This window comes from Brachybacterium sp. NPDC056505, assembly GCF_042794925.1.
Lineage (GTDB): Bacteria > Actinomycetota > Actinomycetes > Actinomycetales > Dermabacteraceae > Brachybacterium > Brachybacterium kimchii.
The window spans coordinates 1-17,302 of the sequence record NZ_JBHTSV010000054.1 but is presented as its reverse complement, the minus strand read 5'-3'; the positions used below and the strand labels follow the sequence as shown (position 1 = coordinate 17,302).

Below are 17,302 nucleotides of genomic sequence, written 5' to 3'. Positions count from 1 at the left end.
GAAATCGCCCGCGAACCAGCGGTCGGAGGGGGGCGGGGGGCCCGCCGGGGGGGGCCCCCGCGGGGGGGCGCCCCCCCGCGCCCCCCGGCCCCCCCGGGCCCCCCCGGCCCGCCCGACGCGTCCCTGCATCCCGGCGGCGCACGGCCCGCTCCGGCGGTGCCTGCTCGGCCGGGGCCCCGCAGGCCGACAGGGAGGGAATCGAGGCCATGACCGAGAGCCTGCTCGTGCTGCGCGCCCCCTCGGCGAACCGCGTGTTCACCGCGTCGGCCGGCCCACTCGCCGTGCGCGAGGCCCGCTGGGTGCTCGGCGCCCATCTCGGCACGCCGGTGGACGTGCGCGAGCGCGAGATCGCGGGCGTCGACTACCTCGAGATCCGGATGGTCGCCCAGGAGCAGCCCTCGGGCTCGGTCGCGGACGGCTTCCTGCGTACGCTCGTCGCGCAGCTCTCCTCGACCTTCGCGGCCTTCGAGGCGTCGCAGCCCGACGCTGCAGCGGCGTCGGCAGCCGCGGAGCCGGTCGGCTCAGCTCTCCCGCTGCTGCGCCCGACGCCCCTGCCCGACGTCATGCGCCACGGCAGCGAGCTCGAGACCACCCTGCGGTACCCGGGGAAGACGAACGAGCAGTTCACCGCGCTGCTGCTGAACCTCGCCGCCGCCCTGTCGAGCCGCCGCGGGGGAGTGCTGCGCGGAGATCTCGCGCTGCTGGACCCGACGTGCGGCCGTGGCACGACGCTCAGCCGCGCCCTGCGTCTCGGCCTCAGCCCCACCGGTGCCGACATCGACGCCAAGGACATCGACGCCTACCGCACCTTCCTCACCACATGGGCGAAGCAGCAGCACCTCCCGCACACCCAGAGCTCGGGCCGCCTCGGGCTCCGCTCCCCGGCCGGCGGCCGCGGCGCGGGCTCGCGCTGGGATCTCGAGCTCGCCGCGGACCGACGGGCGCAGCGCGCGGGCGAGGTCCAGAAGCTCCACCTGCTGACCTGCGACACCACACGGCTCGGCGAGGTGCTCCCGGATCGTTCCGTCGACGCCCTCGTGGCGGACCTGCCCTACGGCGTCCAGCACGGCGCCCGCACCGAGGGCTGGCAGCGCTCCCCGCTGGACCTGCTCGAGCAGGCGATCCCCGCATGGCGCGCGCTGCTGCGCACCGGCGGCGGCATGGCACTCGCGCTGAACCGCCGCACGGCCCCCTACGAGCGCGTGCATGAGATCCTCGGATCCCACGGGCTCACCGTGCTCAGCGGCGACGGCGCGTTCCGCCATCGCGTCGACCAGGCCATCGACCGCGACGTGGTCCTCGCCGTCCCCGACGACCATCCCCAGCTGGACCTCCTGCGCGCCCTCGCCGCCTCCGCCGATGAGCCCACCTCCGTATCGGCCGCGGCGGCCACAGACCCCGAAGCCACCACGACAGACCCGCCCGCCCGTGCCGAGGCGCACGAGCCTCGCGAAAGGACCCGCCATGAGTGAGAACAGCCCCCGCGCCCGGCGCCTCGCCGACCGCATCCAGCAGATCGTCGCGACCATGCTCGACACCCGCGTGAAGGACCCCCGCCTGGGCTTCATCACGATCACCGAGGTGCGGGTGACCGGCGACCTCCAGCACGCCACGATCTTCTACACCGTCTTCGGGGACGACGAGGAGCGCGTCGGCACCGCCGCCGCCCTCCAGAGCGCCACCGGGATGCTGCGCCGCGAGGTCGGCCGCCAGACCGGCGTGCGCCTGACGCCGACCCTCGAGTTCGTCGAGGACGCGCTCCCCGAGAACGCCCGCACGATCGAGGACCTCCTGGTCCAGGCGAGGTCCCGCGACGCCGATCTCGCCCGCCAGCAGGAGGGCGCGTCCTTCGCGGGCGAGGAGGACCCCTACCGCAAGCCCCGCGATGAGGACGAGGACGCCGCGGACCTCGAGGACGGCGCCGCGGAGGACTCCGCGGACGAGGACGCCGCGGGCGACGCGCGCGCGTGATGGCGCGCGGCCCGCAGGACCTCGCGGCCCTTCCCCACGGCGTGCTGCTCGTGGACAAGGCGCCCGAGCGCACGAGCCATGACGTGGTCGCGCGCGTGCGCTGGCTGCTGGGCACGAAGAAGGTCGGTCACGCCGGCACCCTCGACCCGATGGCCACCGGGCTGCTGATCCTGGGCGTCGGCCAGGGGACACGTCTGCTCACCCACCTCGTGGGGCTCGACAAGACATACACGGCGACGATCCGCCTGGGCCGCGCGACCACGACCGACGACCGCGAGGGCGAGGAGATCGGCGAGCTCGTCCCCGCCGCAGGCCTCGCACCGGACCGGATCGAGGGCAGCCTGGACGCCCTGCGAGGGGAGATCCAGCAGGTGCCCTCGACCGTCAGCGCCATCAAGGTCGACGGCAAGCGCGCCTACGCCCGCGCTCGCGCGGGGGAGGACGTGACGCTCTCCGCGCGTCCCGTGACGATCAGCGATTTCACCGTGCTCGCCCTGCGCGAGGCGGATCCCTTCCTCGATCTCGACGTGACCGTGACCTGCAGCTCCGGCACCTACGTGCGGGCGCTCGCCCGGGACCTCGGCGCCGCGCTGGGCGTGGGCGGGCACCTCACCGCACTGCGGCGCACTCGCGTGGGACCTTTCGCCGTCCAGGACGCGGTGCACGTTCCCGCCCGCGGCGAGGGCGACGACGTCGAGCTGCCTCTGCGGAGCCTCGGCGAGACCGCCGCGCGCGTGATGCCCACCGTCGGACTGGTCGAAGAGAGCGCGACGGCTCTCGGCCAGGGCAAGCGCGTGAGCGCGACGATGCGCTCGGACGGGCCGGAGGGGGGAGTGCTCGCGGCGCTCGACCCACAGGGCCGCCTGGTCGCCGTCGTCGAGACCGAGGGCGAGCACCTGCGTCCCGTTCTGGTCGTCCCCCCGGAGGCGCGGAGCTAGCGGGAGAGTGTCATCGAGCGCACTCACCCGGGCCGGACACTGCTCCCAGCGCCGGCCGTGCGTCCACCAGCACAGCAGAAGGGCCCCGCCTGTCGGCGGGGCCCTTCTGTCGTCTCGGCGGGCATCGGTCCGATGCGCCGCCGGTGCCTCGATGAGGGGACCGGGTCAGGGTCTCCGGATCAGCGGTGCACCTCGACCCGGGTGCCGATCGACGCCCAGTCGTACAGCCACTTGGCGTCCGAGACGCGCATGTTGATGCAGCCGTGCGAGCCGGAATACCCGAAGGACGAGCGCCACGGCGCGCCGTGGAAGGCGTATCCGCGGTACCAGTACTGCACCCAGGGGACGTCCTTGGTGTTGTAGTACTCGGGGTCCTGCTGGTCCTTGTAGGCGCCGTTGGTCATGTCCTGCTTGTCGTAGCGCAGGTAGATCTTGTACGAGCCGGTGACCGTCCCGTGGCCGTTGGCCCCGTCGCCGTCGACGATCGAGCGCGGGCCCCACACGGGGGTGTCGCCCTGGTACGCGGTCACGGTCTTGTCCGAGAGGTTGACGTCGATCCACTTCTCGCCGGTCGGCTTGTCGGCGGCGGCGTCATCGTCGTCCTTGGACTTGTCATCGTCCTTCGACTTCTCGTCGTCCTTGGACTTGTCGTCGTCCTTCGAGTCCGAGTTCTCGTCGTCCTTCGACTCGGGGGCCTTGGCCTTGGTCATCTCGGCCTCGACCTTCTTGGTCTCGAAGGACGCCTCGAGCGGGCTCGTCCCCGTCATCGCGGCGACGAGCTTCTCGGTGATGGCATCGGTGTTGGTGATCTTCACGCCGTCGGTCTTCTCGGCGATGGTCTTGACGACTTTGCCGTCGGTGTCGACCTGCTCGATGCCGTCCTTCTTCTCGACGCTGTCCTCGTCGGCGCGTGCGGAGACCCATTCGCGCACGGCGTCCTCGTCGACCCCGATCTTCAGGTCCTTGCCCTTGTCGTCGGTCGTGACGGAGAGCCAGCCGGAGCGGCGGTCCTTGGAGACCGAGTGGGTCGCCCCGTCGGGGCCCGTGATCGACATCGGCTGGTCCAGCATCTTCGTGATCTGGTCCTTGACCTTGTCGGCCTTCTCCGTCGAGATCTTCGGGGCGGTCTCCGTGACCTTCTGGGTGAGGGTGAAGCTCTCGAGCTTCGAGGCGTCCTTCGTGAGGGCGGAGACGAACGCGTCGGTCTCCACGCCCTGGCCGTTCTTCGCCTTGGCGACGTTCCAGGTCCCGGCGTCCTCGTCGTAGGACACCTTCGCGTCCACGGCAGCGGTGCGGTCCTTCGGGATCTGCTTCGTGGCGAAGTCGGCGGCAGCCTTCTCGTCGACGGACACCACCGGATCGACGCCGCGGGAACCGGAGAGCGTCGAGGAGACGACCTCGCCGATGGAACCGTCGTGGGCGACTGCCTCCTGCCCGGTCTTCTTCGCGTCGACGTCGACGCCGAGGTCGGCCAGGGACGCCGTGGTGGTCTTGCCGTCGGTGTCGACGGTGACCTCCGTGTCCTCGGCCTTCTTCTGGACGAGCGCGGAGATCTCCTCGGCGCTCTTGCCGGACACGTCCTGTCCCAGCACGGTCGTGCCCGGGAGGGCCTTGCCCTCGAAGTTCTTGGCGTACGCGAACGCGCCGCCCGTGAGGACGACGGCCAGCACGGCCAGGATCGCGATCACGATCAGCAGGACACGTCGGCGTCCGCCGCCGGACCGGCCCACATCGGTGGTGTCGGTGAGGTGCGACATATGGTCTCGCTCATCTCTTCGCTGCGGTTCCGGTTCCCCCTCGTCACGGGACCGCCCGCAGAAGGTCCACGGGTCCGCATTCGTACCCTTCACCATACGTCAGACTCCGCGGTCGAGCCGAGGGGACGGGAGTCACAGACGCGTCACAGTCGGCCGGGGCGCGCGACGACCCTCCTGTTCCTGCCCGCGCCTGCCCGCCCCAGCGCGTGCGTTCCCCGCGACGGCCGGCCGGGCCGTCGTTCCGGGACGCCCATACGGCGTTACAGTGTTCCCCGTCCTCCCGCCCGCGCCCCCGGACACCGGCTCCGGCGCGGGACCGGGCCCCGTCGGAAGGATCCTCACCGTGACCCGTGCGCAGATCTGGCACTCCCTCGAGGAAGTGCCCGCCGACCTCGGCGCGAGCGCGGTGACCATCGGGAACTTCGACGGCGTCCACCTGGGGCACCGCTACGTGCTCGACGCGCTGAGGGAGAACGCCGCGGCCCGTTCCCTGGAGCCGGTCGCGCTGACCTTCTGGCCGCATCCGCGCCACGTCATGCACACCCCGGGCGACCCCGCCCTCGTCACCGCGCACGAGGACCGCGATCGCCTGCTGCTCCTGGCCGGCATGAGCGGCGTCCTCGACCTCGAGTTCACCTGGGACTTCGCCCAGTACAGCGCCGAGGACTTCGTGCGCGTCTTCCTCGTCGAGGGCCTCGGCATGCGCTGCATCGTCACGGGTGCGGACACCCGCTTCGGCCGCGGGAACACCGGCGACGTCGAGACCCTGCGCGCACTGGGGGAGAAGCACGGCTTCGAGGTCGTCGTGCTGCCCGATCTGCCGTTCGACGGGGAGCGGATCTCCTCCTCGGCGATCCGGGCGGCGCTGCTGGGCGGGGACATGCCCGAGGCGACCGCCATGCTGGGCCGCTTCCACACGGTGTCCGACACCGTCCACCACGGCTTCAAGCGCGGTCGCGAGCTGGGGTTCCCCACCGCGAACCTCGGGCCGCGCCCCCACGGCCTCGTGCCGCAGGACGGGGTCTACGCGGGCTTCCTCACCGTGGTCGAGCAGGCGAGCGAGCACCGTGGTATCGAGCCCCTCGTCGGCGCGGTCACGACGATCTCCATCGGCACCAACCCGACCTTCCACGAGGGCAGCGACGACTCCCCGCGGATGGTGGAGGCGTACGTCCACGGCGACGACACCCTCGACCTGTACGGGGACACCGTGCGCCTCGAGTTCGTCGAGCGCCAGCGGCCCACCCTGCGCTTCTCCTCGGTCGACGCGCTCGTGGCCCAGATGGAGATCGACAAGGACGTGACTCGCCGCACTCTGGACGGAGTGCAGCCCGACGTCCTCCACCGCCGCTGATAAACTCTCACTGCCGTCATATCGGCCGCGGAGGACTCCGCGCGCCCGCACGGCACGTCCAGGCTCGTGAAGCCGGGGACGTGCCCGGAGCGCAGCAGGGTCCGACACACAGAGCCCGGGAGAACAGGCCCCGGTGCGCCGCGCAACGACCGAGGGAGAAGCCGACATGGCCTTCGACTCCGCCACCAAGCAGGAGATCATCAAGGAATACGCGACCGCTGAGGGCGACACCGGTTCGCCCGAGGTCCAGATCGCGCTCCTGACCCACCGCATCACCTACCTGACCGAGCACCTCAAGGAGCACAAGCACGACCACCACACCCGTCGTGGTCTGATGCTCCTGGTCGGCCAGCGCCGCCGTCTGCTCAAGTACCTGCAGAACGTCGACATCGAGCGTTACCGTGCGCTGATCCAGCGCCTCGGCATCCGCCGGTGACACCCGCCGCCGCTCGTCCCCACGGGGCGGGCGGCGGTTCGCATCCGGCCCCGCGACACGTGCGCGGGGCACGACCCGCGAGGCCGCGCCCGGAGCGCCGGCCCGCACGACCCACCAGCCCCTCGACCGTGGGCACGGTCCTCGGCAGAGACCTTCGGGAACCCCGATCCACCCGGATCTGGAGGCTCCCCGCGGGCCCCTGACGATGGCCGCGTCCGGCGAGGGGCACCGATCCCATCGAAGGAGATCCCCATGGCCATGGAAGGCCCCGACATCACGGCGACCACCGCCGTCATCGACAACGGCAGCTACGGCACCCGCGAGGTGCGCTTCGAGACCGGACGGCTGGCCCAGCAGGCCGCCGGTGCCGTCTCGGTGTACCTCGACGACGACACGATGGTGCTCTCGGCCACCGCCGTCTCCAACAAGCCGAAGGACAACTTCGACTTCTTCCCGCTCACGGTCGACGTCGAGGAGCGGATGTACGCCGCGGGCCGCATCCCCGGCTCGTTCTTCCGCCGCGAGGGCCGCCCGGGCACCGACGCGATCCTCGCCTGCCGCCTCACCGACCGCCCGCTGCGCCCGGCCTTCGTCAAGGGCCTGCGCAACGAGGTCCAGGTCGTCCTCACCGTCATGGCCGTCAACCCCGACGACGCGTACGACGTGGTCGGCATCAACGGCGCCTCCGCCTCCACCCAGATCTCGGGCCTGCCCTTCAACGGCCCGATCGGCGGCGTGCGCGTGGCCCTCATGCCCAGCGCCGAGGGCGGCCAGTGGGTCGCGTTCCCGACCTTCAGCCAGCTCGAGGAGGCCGTGTTCTCCATGGTCGTCGCCGGTCGCATCGTCGGCGACGACGTCGCGATCATGATGGTCGAGGCCGAGGCCACCGACAACGCCTGGTCCATGATCAAGGACCAGGGCGCGATCGCCCCCACCGAGGAGGTCGTGGCCGAGGGCCTCGAGGCCTCCAAGGTCTTCATCCGCACGCTCTGCGAGGCCCAGCAGGAGCTGGCCGACACCGCCGCGAAGCCGGTGCGCGAGTTCCCGCTCTTCCTGGACTACCAGGACGACGCCTACGAGCTCGTCGAGAAGGCCGCCTCCGACCGCCTGCGCGAGGTCATGAGCATCGCCGGCAAGCAGGAGCGCGAGGAGTCGACCGACGCGCTCGCCGCCGAGGTCGTCTCGGAGCTCGGCGCCGAGGGCGCAGCGCTCGAGGGCCGCGAGAAGGAGATCTCCGGCGCCTTCCGCGCGCTCACCAAGAAGGTCGTGCGCCAGAAGATCCTCACCGAGGGCGTGCGCATCGACGGCCGTGGTCTGCGTGACATCCGCCAGCTCTCGGCCGAGGTCGAGGTGCTCCCGCGCGTGCACGGCTCCGCCCTGTTCCAGCGCGGCGAGACCCAGATCATGGGCGTGACCACGCTGAACATGCTCAAGATGGAGCAGCAGATCGACTCGCTCTCGCCGGTGCATCGCAAGCGCTACGTCCACCACTACAACTTCCCGCCCTTCTCGACCGGCGAGACCGGCCGCGTGGGCTCCCCGAAGCGCCGCGAGATCGGCCATGGCATGCTCGCCGAGCGCGCCCTGGTCCCGGTCCTCCCGGGCCGCGAGGAGTTCCCCTACGCGATCCGCCAGGTCTCCGAGGCGCTGGGCTCCAACGGCTCGACCTCGATGGGCTCCGTGTGCGCCTCGACCCTGTCGATGCTCAATGCCGGCGTGCCGCTCAAGGCGCCCGTCGCGGGCATCGCCATGGGCCTCGTCTCCGACACCGTGGGAGGCGAGACCAAGTACGCGGCCCTCACCGACATCCTCGGTGCGGAGGACGCCTTCGGCGACATGGACTTCAAGGTCGCCGGCACCCACGAGTTCGTCACCGCGATCCAGCTCGACACCAAGCTCGACGGCATCCCGGCCTCCGTGCTCGCCGCCGCGCTGTCCCAGGCCCGCGAGGCCCGTCTGCACATCCTGGGCGTCCTCAACGAGGCCATCGACGTGCCGGACGAGATGAGCCCGAACGCCCCGCGCGTGCTCGCGGTGACCATCCCCGTCGACAAGATCGGCGCGGTCATCGGCCCCAAGGGCCAGATGATCAACCAGATCCAGGACGACACCGGCGCCGACATCACCATCGAGGACGACGGCACCGTCTACATCGGCGCGACCGACGGCCCGTCGGCCGAGGCCGCCCGGGCGACGATCAACGCGATCGCCAACCCGATGGTCCCCGAGGTCGGCGAGCGCTACCTCGGCACCGTGGTGCGCGTGGTCGACTTCGGCGCCTTCGTCTCGCTGACCCCCGGCAAGGACGGTCTGCTGCACGTCACCCAGCTGCGCAAGCTGAACGACGGCAAGCGCGTGGACAACGTCGAGGACGTCGCGAAGGTCGGCCAGAAGATCGAGGTCGAGATCCGCGAGATCGACGCGCGCGGCAAGATCAGCCTCGCGATCGCCGAGGACGACGCCGAGGAGACGGGGTCCGACGAGGGCGGCGAGAAGGCGTCCGACTCCGAGTGAGCCCGACCGACCGCGTGAACGCGTGACCGCCGCGGGGGGGGCCCCCCCCCCTTGTCCGAGAACCGAGCGCAGCGAGGTTCGAGGCAAGCAGACTGACCCTCCCGCGAAGCGGGGCGCGAAGCGTTCATATGGGGTCAGACTGCTTGCCCAGCCCCTGTGCACCCCGTATGCTGGCCATTGTGCAGCGGATGGTAACGGTTATCGTTATCGCTGCTGGATCGCAGAAGATTCCACGGCCGATGAGGGCCGTTTCGGCGTAGGAGGGCGGGACGATGAGCGAAGCGGAGAAGGCACCGAGCGCCCGACGCGCGCCCTCGCCCGATTCCAAGGGCGTGTTCGTGCCGATGACGCGCGAGCGGCTCGCGCTGGTCGACGCCGACCGGCAGGTCCTTGGCCTCTCCCGCGGCGCGGCGATGGCGAGGATCTACGACGAGTTCCGCACCGAGGGGCTGGAGAGGACGCAGCAGCGCGCTGAGGCCGGCGGAGCGGTAGCGGAGCAGGCCCGTGGCCTCGCCGACCGGGTCCACGACCTCGCCTCCGCACTGAAGGGCCTGGACGACGCGTGGTCCGCGCGGGCGCGCCAGCGCCAGTCCATCGGCGTGCACAGTAACCAGATCGCCAAGCTGGCCAACGTCCACGGCGTCACCGTGCGCCAGGGCGGCTCCGTCTGCGACGAGGAGATCGCCGTGCTGGGGCTGGCCGTGCGCGGCGTGGAGCGGGCACTGGACGCCCAGCAGGAGGCGGAGCTGGACGACGACGAGCTCCGGGCCCGCACGCGCGAGGCGCTCCACAAGGTCCAGGAGCTGCTGGCGTGAGCGCCCCCCAGCGCGGCGGCGTGACCGTCAAGGTCCTCACCGGACGCAGCGCCCCCGACCTCCTGCGCTACCGCGACGAGGTGGCGGAGAAGCAGTCGGAGGGCTACCTCATCGCCGCCCAGCAGCACTGCTCGTTCCCCGTGCACGAGGAGATCCGCGAGTTCGAGGAGACGAGGGTCCGATACGGAACCGACGGTGCCAAGCGCACGGCCAAGGCGACGTACGAGAAGGTGGACCCCGAGACGGGCCTGCACGCCAGCGGGCAGCGCGGCACGCACGTGGAGTACTTCGACGGCAAGCGCAACCGCAAGCGCCCGGTGCGGGCGGGAGAGACGCCGACGCACCTGCGCATCGAGCCCGGCGCGCTCACGGTCAAGGAGTCCGAGGCGGTGCACACCATCGTCGCCGCCGGTGACGACCTGGTGAACCCGGAGAACCCCGAGGACCTCGAGCGGTTCATGGACGCGGTGGTGGCGTGGCGTCGAGAGGACTACCCCGGGCTGCAGGAGTCGATGTGGCTCGAGCGCAACGGCGACTCCGGGCTCGCCCACGTCCACATCGCCTCCAATGCCACGGTGTACGAAGACTTCGAGCGCGACGGGGTCCAGTACCGGGCGGGCCAGAAGATGGCCGGGGCGCTCACGCGCGTGCACGACGCCCGCGCCGGCTTCGAGCAGTTCCTGGACCGCCACCCCGAGCACGGGCTCGAGCAGTCGCTGGCCCGGGTCGGCTCCGAGGAGTACGAGCGCGCCCAGGTCCGCGACGGGCAGAAGTCGTACTGGGAGAAGAAGCGGGGCCGGGAGTCGAACCAGGACCGCATCCGGCGCGAGGCGGAGCTGGCGCTCGGCCCGTACGGGGTCGGTGACCGCGACGAGTACGTGGCCGCGCTGGGAAGGCGCGGCATCGAGGTCACCGAGACCGGCCTGCGCCGCGGAGCGCCCACGAAGAACCACGACTACCTCTACAGGGTGGAAGGGGCGAAGCAGGGGGTGCGCGGCTCGACGCTCGGGCCCGACTACGCCTACGGCGCGGTCGGCGAGCACCTCGAGGCGAAGGCCCAGGGCCGTGCCGCCCGGATCGAGGGGAAGCAGAGCGCCGGCGCTGCAAAGCGCCTGCCGTTCGAGGCGAAGCCGCTGACCTCGGCGGAGCGCGACGAGCTGGAGGCCCTGCGCTCGGGCGTCGCCGCCCTGGCGGCGGAGGAAGAGGCCCGGCAGCAGGGGCTCGACCCCGCGACGGTCCCGTCCCGGGAGCAGGCGGGACTCCCCCGCGCCACGGTCCGCGTCGACGCCCCCGCGCTCGACATCGACAGCATGCACGCCCGCCGCGCAGCGCAGGAGGCCGAGGCCGAGGACGCCCTCGACGCGGCGGTGCGCGAGATGGAGGACGGGCGCGCCGACCGCTCGGCCAAGTACGCCCCGGCGGAGGAGGTCGAGCAGCAGCCAGTCGACGAGCCGCAGCCCGAGCCGAAGCGACGGAGGGAGTTCCGCGCCGAGGCTGAACACGACCGCGAGGAGGTCACCCGGCTCTCCGACGGGGTCGAGCTCCGGCCCCTCTCCGAGGAGGACCGTCAGCGCCGCCGTGCGGCCGTCCCGGGGCCCGGGAGGCCCGCGGAGGACCAGGGCGCGCCGAGCGCCCAGGAGGCCCCCACGACGCCGGAGACGGCCTCTGGACCGGGGGTCGTCTGGCGCTCCGACCTGCGCGACGCCGCGCCCCTGAGCGAGGCCTACGGCAAGGACGTCCCGAAGGTGCGGGCGCGCATCGAGGGCCTGGCGCAGATCGAGGAGGACTACCACGGCCGGATGCCGTCCACCCTCGAGGAGCGCCAGGAGTTCGAGCAGCGGATCAAGGGCATCGGCGGGGTCAGGCAGCAGTTCCTGGAGGACTACGGGTTCCAGATCCAGCCCGCGATGCGCGAGCGGCTCGAGGAGCGTGCCGAGTGGATGGAGAAGGCACGGGAGGCGTACGACGAGCAGAAGCTCGAGTACGCCGCGTTCCAGGAGGGGAAGACCGCCGGGCGCGCCCGCGAAGAGCTCGCCAAGCACGGCAGGGCCGCCAACGCCGCCGGCCGGAGGTCCGAGCGCCTGCGCCAGGACGTCGCCAACGGCGAGTACATGCGCCCCGTGAAGGAGCGGGAGCAGGAGAAGGCCGAGCGGGTCCAGGCGCAGTCGAAGAAGGTCAGCGCCTCGGACCGGTTCTCGGCCAAAGCCAAGGCCGCGCGCGAGACCCAGGACCACGGCCTGGGCCGCTGAAGACCCGAAGCCGTCGATGCACGGCTCATACAACGACCACGACGACAGAAGGAGGGAGGGAGAGCGATGGACATCAGGACGAGGATCGAGATCGAGGGCCTGGAGCGCCGGGCGACGGTTCGCGAGCGCCAGGCCGACGAGCACGAGGACGCGGCACCGCTGAACCACGGGTTCGGCACGGCGCGCTACATGTCGGCCTTCGACACCGCGGAGAAGTACCGGGCCGAGGCCCGGGAGTTGCGCGAGAAGGCCGCCCGGCTGCGCGCGCGGAGCGCCTGAACGGGCGACAGCACGAGAACAACCAACAGAGCGAACAAGGAGAAGAACGATGGAACAGGACACCCAGGAGCAGAGGATCGACCAGGAGCGCGTGGAGAGCATGCGCCAGATGCTGGACGCCCGGAACGAGGACGTCGTCCGGCAGCGCTACGGCGAGGAGGCGCTGAACTCGCCCGAGTACCAGGAGGCCCAGCAGCGCCAGCGCAAGGTCCAGGCCGACCGCCGCAGGATGTACGAGCGGGCCGCCGACGAGCGCGAGGCCAATGAGGCCGCCAGGGCCGGCGTCGACCAGCCGGACGACCAGTCGGGGCAGGACCTCGACCAGGCGCAGCAGGACCAGGAGGCCGCCGCCCAGGCCCAGGCCGAGCAGGAGGCGCAGCGGCAGGCGGAGATCCAGGCCCAGCAGGAGGCCGAGGCCCAGCGCCAGCGGGCCGCCGAGCAGCAGGAGCAGGAGGTCCAGGAGAAGGAGACCCAGCAGCAGGAGCAGGAGAAGGAGCAGGAGCCCCAGGAGCAGGACGGGCGCGATCAGGACGGCCCGGGGCAGGAGTCCGGCTCCGCCGGGCGCGAGGACGACGAGCACGATTCGAACCGGGAGAAGGCCGCGCAGGCCCAGGAGCAGGAGCGGGAGGAGGATCACCGGGACGAGACCGAGGCCGAGGTCGAGAAGCAGGAGCCCCAGCAGCGCGAGATGAGCGCCTCGGACCGGTTCTCGGCCAACGCCCGGGCCGCCCGCGAACGGGACGCGCAGGACCGCGGCATGAGCCGCTGATCCCCCGCCGGAACGCCAAGAGGGCCGTGGACGCGATGTCCACGGCCCTCTTGGCGTTCGCCCCTCGGCTCAGGCGAAGTCCCAGACCCCCGGGAGGTCGACCCGCAGCCCCTCCTTGCCGTACTTGAGCAAGCGGCCCTCCTCGACGCTGTCGGGGAGCAGCTCCGAGACGGTCCGGCGCGGGGCCTTCTCGGCAGTCTTCGACCGGCTCCCGTCGGCGTTGATGGTCTCCCGCAGGACGTCCTCCTCTCCAGACCACTTCGAGGCCAGCTCGAGGGCGTCGAACTCCGGAGCGCCCTCCAGGACCAGGATGCACGGGAAGACCTCCCGCAGCACCTTGGCCCCCGTCTCGCCCCAGACCAGCTCCATCTGCGTCGTGGACTGCACCGCGGCGACCACCGCGACGCCGAGGCCGCGGGCCTCGGTGATGTAGGTCGGGAGCTTCGGCAGGGGCGCGGTGTTGCAGGCCTCGTCGATGCTGAGCAGCACACGGTCCAGGCCGCGCTCCACCCCCCTGCGCCAGTGCCGGATGATCGTCTCGATGGCCCCAACGGCGGCACCCGCTGCCACGCCGTCGGAAGGTGCCACGATGGCCAGGGTGGGCTCCCCCGGCCCCTCCAGCATCGACGGGCTGAACGGGACCGCCCCGCCTTCACCGCGGACAGTGGTCAGGACCCAGGGCTTCAGGCCCGACTTCATCGTCGCCTTCAGCGAGTCCTTGAGCTTGGCCTCCATCTGGCTCGAGTCCATCAGCTCCTGGGCGTGGAAGCTGGTGTGCTCGATCAGCTCGTAGGCGTTGGACCACGAGGGCGATGCGTCATCCGCCCCCGCCTTCTCGATCTTCGAGCAGGCCCGCACGGTGTACGAGATGCCCTCGCCGGAGGCCTTTCCAGCCAGCAGCAGGGCCGCCAACGGCTGCGCCGCCAAGGTCTCCCAGAAGGCGTCGTTGCCCCCTCCTCCCCCAGCGCCGTCGCCGGCACCGAGCTTGCCGACCTTCATCAGCAGCGAGGCCATGGCCATGGCGTCGTCGTCGCCCTCGATCAGTGCGGTGGGGTCGGAGACCACGCTGGTGTAGTCGAGTCCCTGCAGCCAGTCGAAACTCGGGTCGAGCTCGCCGGCCAGGTCCATGATGTACACGGGCCCGCGCTCGGCCATGCCGCGCTGGACGACCTCGCGGCAGAAATCGGTCTTGGACGAGACGATCACCCGCGGGCCGCGCCAGAGCAGCGCGCCGGGGACCAGGGCCCGCAGGGACTTGCCACGGCCCGTGGGCCCCGACACCAAGACGTGCGGCGCGCTCTCTACCGGCACCCCGTCGACGCACCCGGCGTACGGCGTCTGCTGCTCCTCGAAGCTGGACTCCTTCTCGGTCTTCACGGGCTTCTCCTTCTTCTTCAACTTGTTCACTTCTTCCACCTCTCCTTGACCGCCGCGCGGGCCGCGGCGGTGATCCTGGCCTTCTCGGCCTCTGCCTCCTGCTCGACGACGAGCTGGAGCGCCGGGTCGTCGGCCCGCTCCAGCGCGTAGATGAGGCCTGCGCGGGCGAACAGCCCCGTGCCGACGCCGCGCTCGGCGGCCTCGCCCCTCAGCGCCTGGCGGTCCGCCTCGGCGATGGCGATCGTCTGCTTCTTGTCCGGTACCCCCGTCATAGGCATCTCCTTTTCCTGGTCTGACCTGCGGCTCGGGGTAGATACCCCTACCCCGTTAGGGTATCGTAGAGTGGGAACGGTAATCAATATCATCTAGGGAGGGCAGAGGGATGCACGGGTTCCTTTGGAAGCTCATCGGGATCGTGGTCGTCATCGGCGCGATCTGGCTGTTCGGCTACGCCTGCGGGGTCGGCTCGGTCAAGGACGGGGGCGACGGTCACGACGGCCAGCAGGTCGAGCAGACGGTCTCGCCGTCGGCGACGGGAGACGGGCAGTGAGCGGGAAGGTCGACCGCCACGAGCGCGAAAGGGCCAACTGGATCCTCGCGCACGAGTCGACGCACAGCCTGTCCGACCGGCGTCGGGCCAACGACCTCAAGCGCCGGGCGGCGCGGCTGGATCGGGCGGAGTCCGGCGCTGCGGAGTCCTCGTTCCACGAGGGCCGGATCCCCTGGGTCGGGTCGAGGTTCATCTCCCACGGCGAGGACTCCAAGGAGAAGGGGTTCAGGTCGCTGACCCTGTTCTTCGTCCTGATCCCGCTGACGGCCCTCGTCGCGGGGCCGGCGCTGGCGCTGGCCGGGGCCCTGTACGGGCTGGCCTGGTGGTGGGTGCCGAGCAAGGGCCGGGTCCTGCGCGGCTGGCCCTTCTACCTGGCCGCCGTCGCCGCCGGGGCCGTCGGATGGCTGCTGGTGAGGATCGCGCCGTTCTCGGTCATCCTCCTGTGGCCGCGGCACCTCGAGCTGTACGTGCCGATGACGGCAGCGGTCTACGCATGGGCGCAGACCGTCCTCGGGCTCGTCCTGGCTGGCGTGAGGGTGCGCCAAGGGGGCTGGAACGGCGTCAGGGCGGCGAAGGCGAAGAAGACGCCGTCCATGCCGGCCCCGGCGGTGCCGAAGGCCGCGAAGGCCCCGGCGATCCCGACGGCGAAGAGCGGGGACGGCGTCCAGGGCACCGGCAGCGGCGAGTCAGCCGACCGGCCGCCCAAGCCCAAGGTCAAGGCCCCGGCGATCCCGGAGCCGAGCGCCCCCGAGCCCGAGCCGCTCTGGGACGACGAAGAGGAAATCGAGTGGGAGGCCGACGCGGCCCCCGCGGAAGAAGAAGGAGCAAGGAAATGAGCACGAACGACGCGGCGTCGCAGGGGTCGCCGCAGAACATCCACGTCCACACCACCGTCGAGAGCGGGTCCAACCGCATCTTCACCATCCTGGGCACGCTGCTCGCGTGCGGCGCGGTGGGGATGCTCGCCTGGGCGATCTCGGCCGCCGGGGCGCTGGACCTGGCGGCGACGGGTCTCTCCTTCTTCTTCATGCAGCTGCTGAGCATGATGTTCAAAGCCGGGCTGATCGTCATCCCGGAGAAGGGACCCGGTGCCGAGCAGAGCTTCAAGGAGTCCCGCGGCATCCTGAAGACCCTCTGGCGCGAGTTCCAGGAGTTCCAGGGCCGCTCCCCGATCTGGCGCATGGCCCTGCTGGCCCTCGTCTTCACGATCGGCTACCTGCTCTTCCGCTGGGCGATGAGCGCGGCGCTGGGGATCTTCAACAACATCTGGATCGCCGGCGCGGGGGCCGCCCTGGTGGCCGCGCTGATCATCTCGCCCCAGCTCTTCTCCGGCCTCTTCAACAAGATGAAGACCTCGGTCAAGACCAAGCAGGACGCCGGCTCCGGCCCCGAGGCCGCCGAGGGCGGTGAGTCGGCATGACCGTCGTCTGGCTCTTGACCCTGATCGCCGCCGGGATCGCGGCCCTGTTCGTCCCGCCGAAGGCGCTGGAGAAGTTCCAGCGCGGCGTGTGGGCCAAGCTGCGCGGGATCACCGAGAAGAAGACCGAGCCAGCCGAGCAGGCCGATACCACCGAGGGGGAAGAGTGATGAACACGAAGCGGATCGCGACCACGACGGCCGGGCTGGCCCTGGCGGGGCTCGCGCTCAGCGGCTGCGTGATCGAGAGCCACGCCCCGAGCGAGGGCCCGAGGGTGACCGTGACGGCCCAGTCGAAGGGCCAGGCCGACGCGGGCCCGACCACACAGAAGGGCCCGAAGGAGGACGGCTCCACGCCCACCAAGAAGGCCACGGGGCCGGTCAAGTCGGACTACTGGGCCAACAACTCCGGCCCGCGCCTGACGAGCGAGGACCTCGTGGCGGACTCCGGCACGACGTACCTGAAGGCCAACGACGGCAACCAGATCAACCCGATCGACGTGGGTGGGCCGTGGCTGACGAGGTACGTGATCGACGGCGACGAGTTCAGCTACGAGAACGTGGTCTGCATCGGCCGCGCCCCGACCAAGGTCAAGGCCACCGGCACGATCAAGGGCGGCCAGGTCGTCTGGAAGGGCGGCGTGGACCCCTGGGGCGGCCAGTACGGCACCTCCGACCTCGAGGTCTCCGGCTCGACCGCGACGCTGCAGGGCGGCGGCGACGTGGAGGCGGAGAAGGCCACCGCCGACGGCGTCGACGACGTGAAGGCGCAGATGCGCAAGCTGTGCCAGAACACCAAGCCGGACCCGGAGCCGGTGGGCGAGGCGTTCCAGGAGTAGAGGCAAAGGAAGGAAATGCAGGGCCCCGGCCGCTGGTG

Annotated in this window: 18 protein-coding genes; 15 read left to right on the top strand and 3 right to left on the bottom strand. The window is 71.3% G+C overall.

What is annotated here, in order from left to right; genetic code table 11:
* Positions 1–206: 206 nt before the first annotated feature.
* Genes ACFQ53_RS16920 through truB form a run of 3 tightly spaced genes read left to right on the top strand, consistent with a single transcriptional unit; the run spans position 207 to position 2,909 of the window.
* The gene (locus ACFQ53_RS16920; RefSeq protein ID WP_377861887.1) at positions 207–1,472 is read left to right on the top strand and encodes a TRM11 family SAM-dependent methyltransferase; all 1,266 of its coding nucleotides are present in this window, start codon (positions 207–209) and stop codon (positions 1,470–1,472) included.
* The gene (gene rbfA / locus ACFQ53_RS16915) at positions 1,465–1,971 is read left to right on the top strand and encodes a 30S ribosome-binding factor RbfA (protein WP_249480726.1); all 507 of its coding nucleotides are present in this window, start codon (positions 1,465–1,467) and stop codon (positions 1,969–1,971) included. Before ACFQ53_RS16920 ends, rbfA begins: the two co-directional genes overlap by 8 nt.
* A complete protein-coding gene (truB, locus tag ACFQ53_RS16910) occupies positions 1,971–2,909 on the top strand; it encodes a tRNA pseudouridine(55) synthase TruB (RefSeq protein ID WP_377861882.1) in 939 nt (312 codons plus the stop codon). Before rbfA ends, truB begins: the two co-directional genes overlap by 1 nt.
* Positions 2,910–3,088: 179 nt before the next feature.
* On the opposite strand, the gene ACFQ53_RS16905 is transcribed toward truB, so the two are convergent.
* Positions 3,089–4,666 carry a L,D-transpeptidase family protein gene (locus ACFQ53_RS16905; RefSeq protein WP_377861879.1) on the bottom strand — a complete coding sequence of 526 codons (1,578 nt, stop codon included), beginning with the start codon at positions 4,664–4,666 and terminating at the stop codon, positions 3,089–3,091.
* A gap of 343 nt (positions 4,667–5,009) precedes the next feature.
* Here ACFQ53_RS16905 and ACFQ53_RS16900 point away from each other — a divergent pair, with 343 nt between their 5' ends.
* The 7 genes from ACFQ53_RS16900 (at position 5,010) to ACFQ53_RS16870 (ending at position 13,082) form a co-directional block, all read left to right on the top strand.
* Entirely contained in the window at positions 5,010–6,020 is a 1,011-nt protein-coding gene (locus tag ACFQ53_RS16900) for a bifunctional riboflavin kinase/FAD synthetase (RefSeq protein WP_249480723.1), read from the top strand.
* A gap of 166 nt (positions 6,021–6,186) precedes the next feature.
* Positions 6,187–6,456 carry a 30S ribosomal protein S15 gene (gene rpsO / locus ACFQ53_RS16895; protein ID WP_152353576.1) on the top strand — a complete coding sequence of 90 codons (270 nt, stop codon included), beginning with the start codon at positions 6,187–6,189 and terminating at the stop codon, positions 6,454–6,456.
* A 258-nt stretch (positions 6,457–6,714) separates the two neighbouring features.
* Positions 6,715–8,970, top strand: coding sequence for a polyribonucleotide nucleotidyltransferase (locus ACFQ53_RS16890; RefSeq protein ID WP_377861890.1), 2,256 nt, complete (start codon positions 6,715–6,717; stop codon positions 8,968–8,970).
* Between the two features lie 272 nt (positions 8,971–9,242).
* The gene (locus tag ACFQ53_RS16885) at positions 9,243–9,785 is read left to right on the top strand and encodes a hypothetical protein (RefSeq protein WP_377861874.1); all 543 of its coding nucleotides are present in this window, start codon (positions 9,243–9,245) and stop codon (positions 9,783–9,785) included.
* Entirely contained in the window at positions 9,782–12,034 is a 2,253-nt protein-coding gene (locus ACFQ53_RS16880) for a hypothetical protein (protein WP_377861871.1), read from the top strand. The genes ACFQ53_RS16885 and ACFQ53_RS16880 overlap by 4 nt, the downstream gene beginning before the upstream one ends.
* A gap of 66 nt (positions 12,035–12,100) precedes the next feature.
* On the top strand, positions 12,101–12,313 hold the full coding sequence (locus ACFQ53_RS16875; protein WP_377861868.1) for a hypothetical protein: 213 nt from the start codon (positions 12,101–12,103) through the stop codon (positions 12,311–12,313).
* 49 nt (positions 12,314–12,362) lie between these two features.
* The gene (locus tag ACFQ53_RS16870) at positions 12,363–13,082 is read left to right on the top strand and encodes a hypothetical protein (RefSeq protein ID WP_377861865.1); all 720 of its coding nucleotides are present in this window, start codon (positions 12,363–12,365) and stop codon (positions 13,080–13,082) included.
* A 69-nt stretch (positions 13,083–13,151) separates the two neighbouring features.
* Here ACFQ53_RS16870 and ACFQ53_RS16865 read toward each other — a convergent pair whose 3' ends face one another.
* Both ACFQ53_RS16865 and ACFQ53_RS16860 read right to left on the bottom strand, forming a co-directional pair.
* On the bottom strand, positions 13,152–14,498 hold the full coding sequence (locus ACFQ53_RS16865) for a type IV secretory system conjugative DNA transfer family protein (protein WP_377861863.1): 1,347 nt from the start codon (positions 14,496–14,498) through the stop codon (positions 13,152–13,154).
* Entirely contained in the window at positions 14,486–14,731 is a 246-nt protein-coding gene (locus tag ACFQ53_RS16860) for a hypothetical protein (protein ID WP_377861860.1), read from the bottom strand. Before ACFQ53_RS16860 ends, ACFQ53_RS16865 begins: the two co-directional genes overlap by 13 nt.
* A 110-nt stretch (positions 14,732–14,841) precedes the next feature.
* Here ACFQ53_RS16860 and ACFQ53_RS16855 point away from each other — a divergent pair, with 110 nt between their 5' ends.
* Genes ACFQ53_RS16855 through ACFQ53_RS16835 form a run of 5 tightly spaced genes read left to right on the top strand, consistent with a single transcriptional unit; the run spans position 14,842 to position 17,264 of the window.
* Positions 14,842–15,009: a hypothetical protein gene (locus ACFQ53_RS16855; protein ID WP_377861857.1), complete on the top strand. Its 168-nt coding sequence runs from the start codon at positions 14,842–14,844 to the stop codon at positions 15,007–15,009.
* Positions 15,006–15,845 (top strand): hypothetical protein, encoded by an 840-nt coding sequence (locus ACFQ53_RS16850; protein ID WP_377861854.1) that lies wholly within the window; start codon positions 15,006–15,008, stop codon positions 15,843–15,845. The genes ACFQ53_RS16855 and ACFQ53_RS16850 overlap by 4 nt, the downstream gene beginning before the upstream one ends.
* Entirely contained in the window at positions 15,842–16,429 is a 588-nt protein-coding gene (locus ACFQ53_RS16845) for a hypothetical protein (protein ID WP_377861851.1), read from the top strand. The genes ACFQ53_RS16850 and ACFQ53_RS16845 overlap by 4 nt, the downstream gene beginning before the upstream one ends.
* The gene (locus tag ACFQ53_RS16840; RefSeq protein ID WP_377861848.1) at positions 16,426–16,596 is read left to right on the top strand and encodes a hypothetical protein; all 171 of its coding nucleotides are present in this window, start codon (positions 16,426–16,428) and stop codon (positions 16,594–16,596) included. The genes ACFQ53_RS16845 and ACFQ53_RS16840 overlap by 4 nt, the downstream gene beginning before the upstream one ends.
* A complete protein-coding gene (locus tag ACFQ53_RS16835) occupies positions 16,596–17,264 on the top strand; it encodes a hypothetical protein (RefSeq protein WP_377861845.1) in 669 nt (222 codons plus the stop codon). Before ACFQ53_RS16840 ends, ACFQ53_RS16835 begins: the two co-directional genes overlap by 1 nt.
* Positions 17,265–17,302: the final 38 nt, after the last annotated feature.

Bases quoted from the DNA above. Each gene is read 5' to 3' on its own strand.
- ACFQ53_RS16920 (WP_377861887.1), top strand. From the start codon at position 207: ATGACCGAGAGCCTGCTCGTGCTGCGCGCCCCCTCGGCGAACCGCGTG.
- ACFQ53_RS16855 (WP_377861857.1), top strand. From the start codon at position 14,842: ATGCACGGGTTCCTTTGGAAGCTCATCGGGATCGTGGTCGTCATCGGC.
- rbfA (WP_249480726.1), top strand. From the start codon at position 1,465: ATGAGTGAGAACAGCCCCCGCGCCCGGCGCCTCGCCGACCGCATCCAG.
- truB (WP_377861882.1), top strand. From the start codon at position 1,971: ATGGCGCGCGGCCCGCAGGACCTCGCGGCCCTTCCCCACGGCGTGCTG.
- ACFQ53_RS16845 (WP_377861851.1), top strand. From the start codon at position 15,842: ATGAGCACGAACGACGCGGCGTCGCAGGGGTCGCCGCAGAACATCCAC.
- ACFQ53_RS16835 (WP_377861845.1), top strand. From the start codon at position 16,596: ATGAACACGAAGCGGATCGCGACCACGACGGCCGGGCTGGCCCTGGCG.
- ACFQ53_RS16885 (WP_377861874.1), top strand. From the start codon at position 9,243: ATGAGCGAAGCGGAGAAGGCACCGAGCGCCCGACGCGCGCCCTCGCCC.
- rpsO (WP_152353576.1), top strand. From the start codon at position 6,187: ATGGCCTTCGACTCCGCCACCAAGCAGGAGATCATCAAGGAATACGCG.
- ACFQ53_RS16905 (WP_377861879.1), bottom strand. From the start codon at position 4,666: ATGTCGCACCTCACCGACACCACCGATGTGGGCCGGTCCGGCGGCGGA.
- ACFQ53_RS16875 (WP_377861868.1), top strand. From the start codon at position 12,101: ATGGACATCAGGACGAGGATCGAGATCGAGGGCCTGGAGCGCCGGGCG.
- ACFQ53_RS16890 (WP_377861890.1), top strand. From the start codon at position 6,715: ATGGAAGGCCCCGACATCACGGCGACCACCGCCGTCATCGACAACGGC.
- ACFQ53_RS16860 (WP_377861860.1), bottom strand. From the start codon at position 14,731: ATGACGGGGGTACCGGACAAGAAGCAGACGATCGCCATCGCCGAGGCG.
- ACFQ53_RS16870 (WP_377861865.1), top strand. From the start codon at position 12,363: ATGGAACAGGACACCCAGGAGCAGAGGATCGACCAGGAGCGCGTGGAG.
- ACFQ53_RS16840 (WP_377861848.1), top strand. From the start codon at position 16,426: ATGACCGTCGTCTGGCTCTTGACCCTGATCGCCGCCGGGATCGCGGCC.